This window comes from Streptomyces sp. NRRL S-337, assembly GCF_000720175.1.
GTDB lineage: Bacteria > Actinomycetota > Actinomycetes > Streptomycetales > Streptomycetaceae > Streptomyces > Streptomyces siderophoricus.
This window is the reverse complement of the sequence record NZ_JOIX01000136.1, coordinates 1-9662: the sequence shown is the minus strand read 5'-3', so window position 1 is coordinate 9662 and position 9662 is coordinate 1. Positions and strand designations below refer to the sequence as shown.

The window sequence follows — 9662 nt, the reverse complement described above, 5'->3', positions numbered from 1 at the left end:
CCCCCCAGCACCCCCACCGCCGCCCCGACCCCGCCGCCGAGCACCCCGCCGCCGCCGACCGCGCAGGCGTCCGGACCTTCCCCGGTCTCGCCGATGTCGTCGCTGGCCGAGCCGGGGGATCCGGGGGATCCGGGCACCATGGACGAGGGGGCCTGAGCGGGGGCTGACGGGGGGCTGACGGGGGAAGCGGAGGCGGGGAGCGCGGCCGCAAAAGCACGGGGTCGGACCGGGAAGGCCCGGAGTCCGGCCCGAAAGCCCTGGTCAGCGGCTCATTTGCCATCCGGGGGGCGGAGTGCGTATGGTGGTAGATCGTTTGATCCCATTTGCCCGGCGCCAGAAAAGAAGCGCGCCGCGTGGCGCGTTCTCTCCCTTGCCGTGGCTGACCGCATTGAGGCGGTCGTGTGAAACACACGGAGTTTGGGCGCGTGCCGAGACTCCGGAAGGTTTCGCATTTCGCATGTCCATTTCCACTGATCAGTCCGTCATGCCCGCACACGACGAGCAGGACGAGCGCCCGGCCGCCGAGGTGACCGAGGTCACGACCGACGCCGACACCGCTGCCGACGTCCAGGCCGACACCGAGGCCGATGTCCAGACCGACACCGAGGCCGAGGCCGACACCGACGCCCTCACCTTCGCCGACCTCGGCCTCCCCGAGGGCGTCGTGCGCAAGCTCGCGCAGAACGGCGTGACGACCCCCTTCCCGATCCAGGCCGCGACCATCCCGGACGCGCTGGCCGGCAAGGACATCCTCGGCCGCGGCCGCACCGGCTCCGGCAAGACCCTCTCCTTCGGTCTGCCGACCCTGGCCCGGCTCGCCGACGGCCGCACCGAGAAGAAGAAGCCGCGCGCCGTCATCCTCACCCCGACCCGTGAGCTGGCCATGCAGGTCGCGGACGCCCTCCAGCCCTACGGCGACGTGCTCGGCCTGAAGATGAAGGTCGTCTGCGGCGGTACGTCCATGGGCAACCAGATCTACGCCCTGGAGCGCGGCGTCGACATCCTCGTCGCCACCCCGGGCCGGCTGCGGGACATCATCAACCGCGGCGCCTGCTCCCTGGCGGACGTCCAGGTCGCCGTCCTCGACGAGGCCGACCAGATGTCCGACCTGGGCTTCCTGCCCGAGGTCACCGAGCTGCTCGACCAGGTGCCCGAGGGCGGCCAGCGGATGCTGTTCTCCGCCACGATGGAGAACGAGATCTCCACCCTGGTCAAGCGCTACCTGACCAACCCGGTCAGCCACGAGGTCGACAGCGCCCAGGGCAACGTCACCACCATGACCCACCACGTCCTGGTCGTGAAGCCGAAGGACAAGGCGCCGGTCACCGCCGCCATCGCCGCCCGCAAGGGCCGCACCATCATCTTCGTCCGCACGCAGCTGGGCGCCGACCGCATCGCCGAGCAGCTCGTCGAGTCCGGCGTGAAGGCCGACGCGCTGCACGGCGGCATGACCCAGGGCGCCCGCACCCGGGTCCTCGCGGACTTCAAGGACGGCTACGTCAACGCGCTGGTCGCCACCGACGTCGCGGCCCGCGGCATCCACGTCGACGGGATCGACCTGGTCCTGAACGTCGACCCGGCCGGTGACCACAAGGACTACCTGCACCGCTCGGGCCGTACCGCCCGCGCCGGCCAGTCCGGCACGGTCGTCTCGCTCTCGCTGCCCCACCAGCGCCGGCAGATCTTCCGCCTGATGGAGGACGCCGGTGTGGACGCCTCCCGGCACATCGTCGGCTCCGGCACCTTCGACGAGGACGTCGCCCGGATCACCGGCGCCCGTTCGCTCACCGAGGTCCAGGCCGAGTCCGCCAACAACTCCGCCAAGCAGGCCGAGCGCGAGGTCGCCCAGCTCACCCGCGAGCTGGAGCGACTGCAGCGCCGGGCCGCCGAGCTGCGCGAGGAGGCCGACCGGCTGACCGCCCGCGCCGCCCGCGAGCGCGGTGAGGACCCGGCCGAGGTGCTGGCCGCCGCCGCCGAGACCGCCGCCGCGGAGGTCGCCGCCGAGGCCGCCGCCGAGCGGAGCGCCGCCGACGAGCGTCGCCCGGCCCCCTCGGACCGCCGTGACGACCGCGGCAACTTCGAGCGGCGGGACCGTCGTGACGACCGTCGCGACGACCGTGGGGGCTTCAACCGGGACGAGCGTTCCGGTGGCCGTTCCTTCGACCGTGACCGTCGTGACGACCGTGGTGGCTTCCGCCGGGACGACCGCGGTGACCGCGCCGGTGGCCGTTCCTTCGACCGCGGTGGTGACCGTCGTGACGACCGCTCCGGCGGCCGTTCCTTCGATCGTGACCGCCGCGACGACCGGGGTGGCTTCAACCGGGACCGTCGTGACGACCGTCGTGACGACCGGGGTGGCTTCAACCGGGACGAGCGTTCCGGTGGCCGTTCCTTCGACCGCGGTGGTGACCGTCGTGACGACCGCGGTGGCTTCCGCCGGGACGACCGGGGCGACCGCGCCGGTGGCCGTTCCTTCGACCGCGGTGGTGACCGCGGTGACCGCGGCTTCAACCGCGACCGCGGCGACCGCCCGAGCCGCCCGTTCCACCGCGACGACCGCTCCGGCGGCTACCGTTCCGGCGGCGGCGACCGGCCCTTCAACCGCGACGACCGCTCCGGCGGCCGCCCCTCCACCGGTGGCCACCGCTCCAACGGTGACCGCCCCTACGGCCGCCGTGACGACCACCGTGGCGCCCCCGCCGGCTCCTACGGCCGCCGCGAGGACAAGCCGCGCTGGAAGCGCAACGGCTGATCGCTGACCGACGCCGCTCCTCACCGGGCCCGTACGCACGCAAGTGCCGTACGGGCCCGGTGCGTTGTACGGTCGAGGAGCCCCGCCCAAGGGCCCGTCGCACGGTCCGCGGCACCCCTGTGACCTGGCCGTTCGGTAATGCCTTCGGGCTGCGGCACGTCCTCGGGCTATGCTGCTCGGTGCGGGCCATTAGCTCAATTGGCAGAGCAGTGGACTTTTAATCCATTGGTTCAGGGTTCGAGCCCCTGATGGCCCACCGGTCCAGCCCTCTCGTAGGGCGCTGACCTGCAAGAACGCGCCCCGGCTACTTACCCTAGCCGGGGCGCTTCCTCTTGATCAGCCGATTGCGTGAGCGATGCGTGAGCGCGCTACACGGCCGGTTTCCGAGGGACGAGCTTTGCTGCGGCTTCCGCGGCCTCCTTGGCCAGCTCAGGAAGGACGCTCGCGTAGATGTCCATCGTGATCGTTATCGACGAGTGACCCAGCATCTCCTGGACCACCTTCATGTCCGCCCCGGCAGCGAGCATCAGCGTGGCCGCGCCGTGCCGAAGGTCGTGGAGACGTACCGGTGGAAGACCTGACGCGGTGACAAGCCGCTCGAACAGGTCGGTGACCTTGCCCGGGTGGAGCCACGATCCGTCCTCACTGGTGAAGACGCGACCGGTATCCACCCACGCCGTCCCCCACTTCAGACGCTCCTTCGCCTGGCGGGCGCGGTGGGCTTTGAGAGCGCGGACCGTCGCGTCGTCCAGGGGGACGGTACGGAAGCCGCTGGACGTCTTGGGCACCGACTCCGCGACTTCCCATCCGTCTTGGACCAGCTGGGCGGTCACGGCCAGCGAGCCGGCGTCCAGGTTCGTCTCCGACCACGGCTGTCCGCAGGCTTCGCCCCGCCGCAGGCCCCGGAAGGCTATGAGGTGCCACATGGCATAGAGACGATCCTTGGCGACGAAGTCGAGGAACTGCCCGATCTGCTCAGGCGTCCAGACCATGACAGGCGAGGGCTTGATGCCCGTCTGGCGCCACTGGGCGACGCGCTCGGCGGTCCAGAGCAGGGCCTTGGGGCGCTCGGCCGCTTCCAGCTTGACGTGAGCCGCTGGGTTGAAGGTGATCAGCTGCTCGGCGATCGCGTCGTTGAGGGCCGCCCGCAACGTGCTGCGAATGTGCCGACGCGCGGTGGGGCCCGTGGTCTTGCGGAAGGGTGGCATCTCGTCGATGGCCCCCTTGATCGCCTTACGGCGTGCTCGGTTCTCCAGCCCCTTCCAGGGGGTGGCTGCGAGCTCGTCCAATGCGGCGCGACGCGCAGAGTTCTGTTCGAGAATCTCGGCGTTGGCCTCGGAGATCGCCGTGAACATGTCGGCGACTGTCCGGACCCGCAGGCGATCGATCCGCACATGCCCGATGCGGGGCTTGAGGTGGACCCGAACGTCGCTCGTGTACCGGTCCAGCGTCGACTTGCGGACGCGCTTGGAGGCGAGCCAGGTGTCGAGCCAATCGCCAACGGTGAGCCGGTTGGTGAGGTCCAGGCCGTGGTTGAGGCGCCGACGGGTCTCCTCTATGTCCGGCAGGGGAGCTTTTTCGTCGCCGACCTTCTCCAGCAGCGCGGCTACCTGGGCCATTCCTTCAGGATCGTCGGTGTCAGGAAGACCAAGCAGGGCCCGAACGTGGTCGAGGTCGGCCTGGGCCTCCTTGAGCGTCTCGTAGCCGGCGCGGCTGAAGGAGCGGCGGGCGCCGTCTTCGCGTGGCGGGAGTTCTTGGCGGATGGAGTAGGAGCCGTGCTTGCGGCTGGAGAGCTTGGGGCACTTCTTGCCGAGCGGTTTGCCGGTCTTGGGGTCGCGGCAGTAGCAGCGGCGGTGGGTGGAGCCCTTCAAAGGTCGTTCTCCTCGGTGATGGTGTGGTCGGAGTGGGGCAGGTCAATGTCGGTGAGCTCGGGCGGCAGGTAGGGGAGGAGGCCGCGGTCGCGGCGGATGAAGGAGCGGGCAATGCGCAGGCGTTGCTTGGCCGCTTCGAGCCGCTCGATGGCCGCGGCCCGATCGCGGAAAGCCTGGGCCCGCTCTGTGGCGTTGCTTGCCCGTTCACCTGTGGCTCGCGCGCATTCCTCGCTGAACATCGCGGCGCGGGCCTCGGTGAGGGCCGCGATGTGCTCGCGCTGGTAGCGGAGCATGTCGTGGTCGGCCAGGTAGCCGCTGTCATGAGCCGTGAACCAGTGCATGGCGTCCCATGGGGAAATCCGATGCTCGTAAGGAAGTCGCTGGACCTCGGCGACGTATCCGATCGGGTAGATCAGGCAGATCGGATTCGTATGCAGTGCCTGGGCCAGGACCATGACGTCGACCAGGGGCAGGGTGGCGCGGCGGCCGGATTCCATATTCGCGATGACGTTGCGGGGGATCGGGTGCCCGAGCTCGGCGCAGGCGTCGGCCAGGTCCTGGGCGCTCATCCGTAGCTCCTTCCGGCGTCGTCGGACCTCGGTGGCCACGGTGGCCATCACGTGGTCGGTCCACTCAGGGACGTTGTCCTCGTCGTCGTACTCAGCATCGAAATCGCGTTGTGTCATGAAGACACATTAGCTCCGCCATCCTGGTTTGAGTGGCCTGGAGCCGGACGTGACCGTCGCGTTCGCCGAGGGCTCAGTCATGGAGGAAGCGCCGCATGCGTGAGGACGAGATCACTTGCAAGCCGTTCGGGATGAGCCGGGAGGAGCTGCTGGCGCTGCCCGCTGCCATTGACCTGGACACTGGCAACCGGGCGCTGGGCCTGGGGCGTAGCAAGGGCTATGCGCTGGCGAAGCAGGGTCAGTACCCGTGCAAGGTGTTGCGGCTGGGTAAGGCGTACCGGGTCGTGACGGCGGATCTGCTGGAGCTGCTGGGCCTTGCCGCGTGATCGGGCGTGCCTGTAGCAGGCGTTTCTGCGCTGAGCTGACACAGAATCGCTGGACTGTGGACAGGCGTGGACGTACTGTCCGTGTTCCCTCGCCCCGGCCAAGGAAGCGAGGAAGCCTCCGGCGGGCCAACGCCGGAGGCCCAGCACACTCCACTGCCCGCATTCCACGAACGACCCGGGTGACCTGGGCCTGCATGCCCGACGTCACCGGTAAGGAGCTGCCCCGTGCAACCTACGGCACCTGAGCCCTATTCCGCAGCCGGCAAAGCGGTGTGGCCTCCGGTTGCAGTGCCCGGCCGACGAGACCACTCCACACCCGAGGCGGCCCCGGCGACCGAGGACGCAGCGTTGGGCTCTGCGCAGGCCGTTGACCCTGCCGAGGAGGTGGCCCCGGATCCGGAGCCGACCGAGGGCTCTGCACTGCTGGACGAACTGCGTGCGCAGATAGCCCGGTTCGTGATCCTGCCCACGCAGCAGGCGCTGGACGCCGTCACGCTGTGGGTTGCGGCCACCCACCTCCAGCCCGCGTGGCAGCACGCTCCGCGCCTGGCGGTGGTCGGACCGGCAAAGCGCTGCGGCAAGTCACGGCTGCTGGACGTGCTGACCGAGACGGTGCACGAGCCGATGCTCACCATCAACACCACCCCGGCGGCGGTCTTCCGCTCGATCACGGAGGAGCCGCCCACACTCCTGGTGGACGAGGCCGACACGATCTTCGGCACGCCGAAGATGGCGGAGAAGAACGAGGAGATGCGCGGCTTGCTCAATGCCGGTCACCAGCGCAACCGCTACGTCACGCGGGTGGTGGGCAACGACCACACGCCCCGCAAGTTCGAGACCTTCGCCATGGCGGCTCTTGCGGGGATCGGCGACCTGCCGGACACGATCATGGACCGGTCGGTGGTCATCCGCATGCGCCGCCGGGCCGAGGGCGAGACCGTCCGCCCCTTCCGCTCCCGCCGCGACACCCCGGCCCTCCACCAGTTGCGCGACCGCATAGCTGCATGGGCCCGGCCGTTGCTGGATGAGGCCGCTGACCTGGAGCCGGTCATGCCGGTCGAGGACCGCGCCGCCGACACCTGGGAGCCCCTGGTGATCGTCGCGGACCTCGCTGCCGGGCCTTGGCCTCGCCTGGCGCGGGCGGCGTGTGCGCAGATGGTCGCTGCCGAGGCGGCGGCCGAGGAGGAGCACCCCAGCGGAGCGCGGATCCTCGCCGACATCCGCCGGGTCTTCGTCGCCCAGCGCGAGGTCAACAGCCTCTCCACCGAGGAGCTCCTCCACCACTTGCGCCAAGACGCGGAGAGCCCGTGGGCCGAGTGGGGGCGGAACGGGCTGGGTGCCCGTGACCTGAGCGCGATGCTGCGCGAGTTCGGCATCAGGTCCGGCAACGTCCGCATGACCGACGGGACGCAGCGCAAAGGCTACATGCGCAACAAGTTCCTCGACGCGTGGCGGCGCTACTGCCCCACCGTGCACCCGGTCGACGCCGGCCCCGCGCCCAGCTCGGGCTGAGACCCGCCCCTCCGGTTGCCGTCCTTGCCGTCCCTGCCGTGATCCCGCAGGTCAAACGGCATGCAGGCAAGACGGCAGCCGGGCCCAAGACGGCAACGCGATCACCAACGGCGCGCTGGCCGCCAGGACGTCTCCCACATCCGTCTTGTGCCGTCCTAGGCGTCCCAGCCGTATCGCCGCAGGTCACAGGGGCTTCGGCCAAGACGGAAGACGGATACGAACCGTCCATAGCCCCCATGTTCCACCCCCAGGGCGGCGGTGCCGCAATACGTCGGCACCGCCGCCGAGACGGAACGCCAGCACCTGTGCCGTACCTGCTCTGACCTGCGGTTTCAACGGCCAAGACGGACCATGCCACCACCACAGGAGAACCCCGCTTGACCACCCTCGCACCACCCGCCGACCACACCGATCAAGAGACCGGTAGGTCCCGCACTCCTCGCTCAGGAGGGCAGCTGGTGATGACCAAGCAGAGCGCCGAGCAGTATGCGCTCGTCGCGGCGGGAATCGTCATCGTCGCCCTGACCGCCGGTGGCTTCTGGCTCTCCTACGCGCACCTTGCCGAGGTCGCCGGGCAGCACGGGCTCAAGAGTTCCCCCGTACGCCAATGGACCTGGCCCGCGACGTTGGACGCGTTCATCGTCGCGGGTGAGTTGCTGATGCTTCGCGCGGGCCTGCGACGGGTCACCGACGGGTGGGCCATCGCCCTCACGGCCACCGGTTCGGTCGGTTCCATCGCGCTGAACGTAGCCGGGGTCAGCGGAGCCGGCGGGCCCGGAGCGAAGCCCCTGCTCGACTATGTGGTCGCTGCCGTACCGCCGACCGCTGCGCTGCTGGCCTTCGGCGTCCTGATGCGGCAGATCCACCAGCTCGTCGACCGGCCGATCGGCCGACCGGGACCGGCATTGGACGAGGCACCAGAGTCAGCGACCAATGCTGCTGTTCACGCCAGTGAGCCACCGGCTGGCAGTTCCGCCCAGTCGCCGAAACCTCAGCTCCGCGAATCGGACAGCAAGCCACGTGGGGGCCGCCCGGCTGGTGCCACGGTCGAGGAACTCGTGGAGATCGGTCGTATCGCCGCTGCCGAGCAGGGAAAAGTCACCCGGGCCATTGTCCGAAAGGCCGTACAGGACAAAGGACTGACGGTCAGCGGGGAACGGCTGACCGAGGTGATGGACGTCCTCCGCCCCGAGTTCGAAGCCGCTGCCGACACCGGTCCAGATAACGACTGACCACTTGCCCCAGTGGGTGGCCGGAACCCCTTCCGGTCACCCACCCGGCCGGTCACGGCCCCACTTGTCGCCTGCATGTCCACACCTGTGGACGGGGTGGTGATCGCCTGGATTCTGTCCGGACCGCCCCGGCAGCTCGCCTGCCCGCTCGTCCCTTCTGGAGAACCACCTATGACGCATGGCCCACACCACACCGAGGACGCCCTCGACGAGCCACTGCCGCTGACGAAGTCCCGCGGACTGATGGACCGTCTGCGCCGCGCGTTCGGAAGGACGGCCCCTGGCGGAGCCAGTAGTACCCCGAGTCCGACTCAAGGCCGGTCTTCGGGTATCTCCGCCCCAGGGGTGGCGGAGACGGCCCAGCGCCAGGGGGCGCAGGACCAGGAGGTCGGGGCCGAGGGCGGCCCCGAGCCGGACAAGCTCCACGCCGCCCAGCGCGAAATCCTCCGCACCACAAGCACCAACGCCACTGATGCTGGCGAGCCCACCGTGCAGAGCGTCCAGCCCACGATCCGCCGCTTCACCGGTACCAAGCGCGTCATCCGCGTCGGCCCCCTGCGCTTCACCGGCGACGAGCACATCCAGCTCCAGGAGGCCGCCGCCGACCACGGCTACAAAGGCGAATCCGGCTTCGCCGCTGACATCGTCCTGGCCTTCCTCACCGGCCGGTTCACCGCCAACCTGCCCCTGTCAGAGGACCGCCGCCGCACGCACATCTTCCGAGCCCAGGTCCTGCGCCAGCTCAATCGCATCGGCGTCAACGTCAACCAGATCGCCCGCGCCCTCAACAGCGACCTCACCCCACCCGACATACGCCAGCGCCTCGACGAACTCCACCGCCTGCTGGAACTGATCGCCGAGGCCCTGCGCCAGCCTGCCGACCCGGAAGAAGAAGTCTCCGCATGATCGCAGCCATCAAGCGACCAGGTTCCAAGACCCGCGGTCTGCTCACCTACCTCTATGGACCCGGTCGCCACGACGAACACCTCGACCCGCACCTCGTCGCCGGCTTCGCCATGCTCGGCATGCCCGACCCCGGCCGCGACGAGAACGCCACCCTCACCCAACTCGCCCGCCACCTCGACGAGCCCGTACGGCTGCGCAACAGCGAGTTCGGCAAGAAGATCACTGATCACGTCTGGCACTGCCCCGTCCGCGCCGCACCCGAGGACCGCTACCTCTCCGATGCCGAATGGGGCGAGATCGCCCAGCGCATCGTGGCCGCCGCCGGCGTCGCGCCCGAAGGCGACGATCTGGCATGCCGCTGGATCGCCGTCCGCCAC

General features: G+C 69.7%; 7 protein-coding genes, 1 tRNA gene and 1 pseudogene. 7 read left to right on the top strand and 2 right to left on the bottom strand.

Translation table 11 applies throughout. The features are described 5' to 3' along the window. The first annotated feature begins 457 nt into the window (after positions 1 to 457). Together IG62_RS0140305 and IG62_RS0140300 are read left to right on the top strand one after the other, a co-directional pair. Complete coding sequence (locus IG62_RS0140305) at positions 458 to 2752, top strand: DEAD/DEAH box helicase (protein ID WP_030816085.1); 2295 nt, start codon at positions 458 to 460, stop codon at positions 2750 to 2752. 183 nt (positions 2753 to 2935) lie between these two features. Then, positions 2936 to 3008, top strand: a tRNA-Lys gene (locus tag IG62_RS0140300). Positions 3009 to 3120: 112 nt separating this feature from the next. Here the strand turns inward: IG62_RS0140300 and IG62_RS0140295 are convergent. Both IG62_RS0140295 and IG62_RS0140290 read right to left on the bottom strand, forming a co-directional pair. Continuing rightward, positions 3121 to 4623 (bottom strand): site-specific integrase, encoded by a 1503-nt coding sequence (locus tag IG62_RS0140295; protein WP_030816081.1) that lies wholly within the window; start codon positions 4621 to 4623, stop codon positions 3121 to 3123. Then, positions 4620 to 5309 (bottom strand): transcriptional regulator, encoded by a 690-nt coding sequence (locus tag IG62_RS0140290; RefSeq protein WP_030816078.1) that lies wholly within the window; start codon positions 5307 to 5309, stop codon positions 4620 to 4622. Before IG62_RS0140290 ends, IG62_RS0140295 begins: the two co-directional genes overlap by 4 nt. Before the next feature lie 95 nt (positions 5310 to 5404). Here IG62_RS0140290 and IG62_RS0140285 point away from each other — a divergent pair, with 95 nt between their 5' ends. The 5 genes and pseudogenes from IG62_RS0140285 to IG62_RS0140265 all read left to right on the top strand — a co-directional run. Continuing rightward, entirely contained in the window at positions 5405 to 5635 is a 231-nt protein-coding gene (locus tag IG62_RS0140285) for a hypothetical protein (protein ID WP_030816076.1), read from the top strand. Positions 5636 to 5983: 348 nt separating this feature from the next. After that, entirely contained in the window at positions 5984 to 7147 is a 1164-nt protein-coding gene (locus IG62_RS0140280; protein WP_420711192.1) for a DUF3631 domain-containing protein, read from the top strand. 461 nt (positions 7148 to 7608) lie between these two features. Continuing rightward, positions 7609 to 8379 carry a DUF2637 domain-containing protein gene (locus IG62_RS0140275; protein WP_037840482.1) on the top strand — a complete coding sequence of 257 codons (771 nt, stop codon included), beginning with the start codon at positions 7609 to 7611 and terminating at the stop codon, positions 8377 to 8379. A 345-nt stretch (positions 8380 to 8724) separates the two neighbouring features. After that, on the top strand, positions 8725 to 9285 hold the full coding sequence (locus tag IG62_RS0140270; protein WP_030816068.1) for a MobC family plasmid mobilization relaxosome protein: 561 nt from the start codon (positions 8725 to 8727) through the stop codon (positions 9283 to 9285). Continuing rightward, positions 9282 to 9662 (top strand): annotated as a pseudogene (locus IG62_RS0140265) (mobilization protein); the annotation flags it as partial. The gene IG62_RS0140270 and the pseudogene IG62_RS0140265, both read left to right, overlap by 4 nt.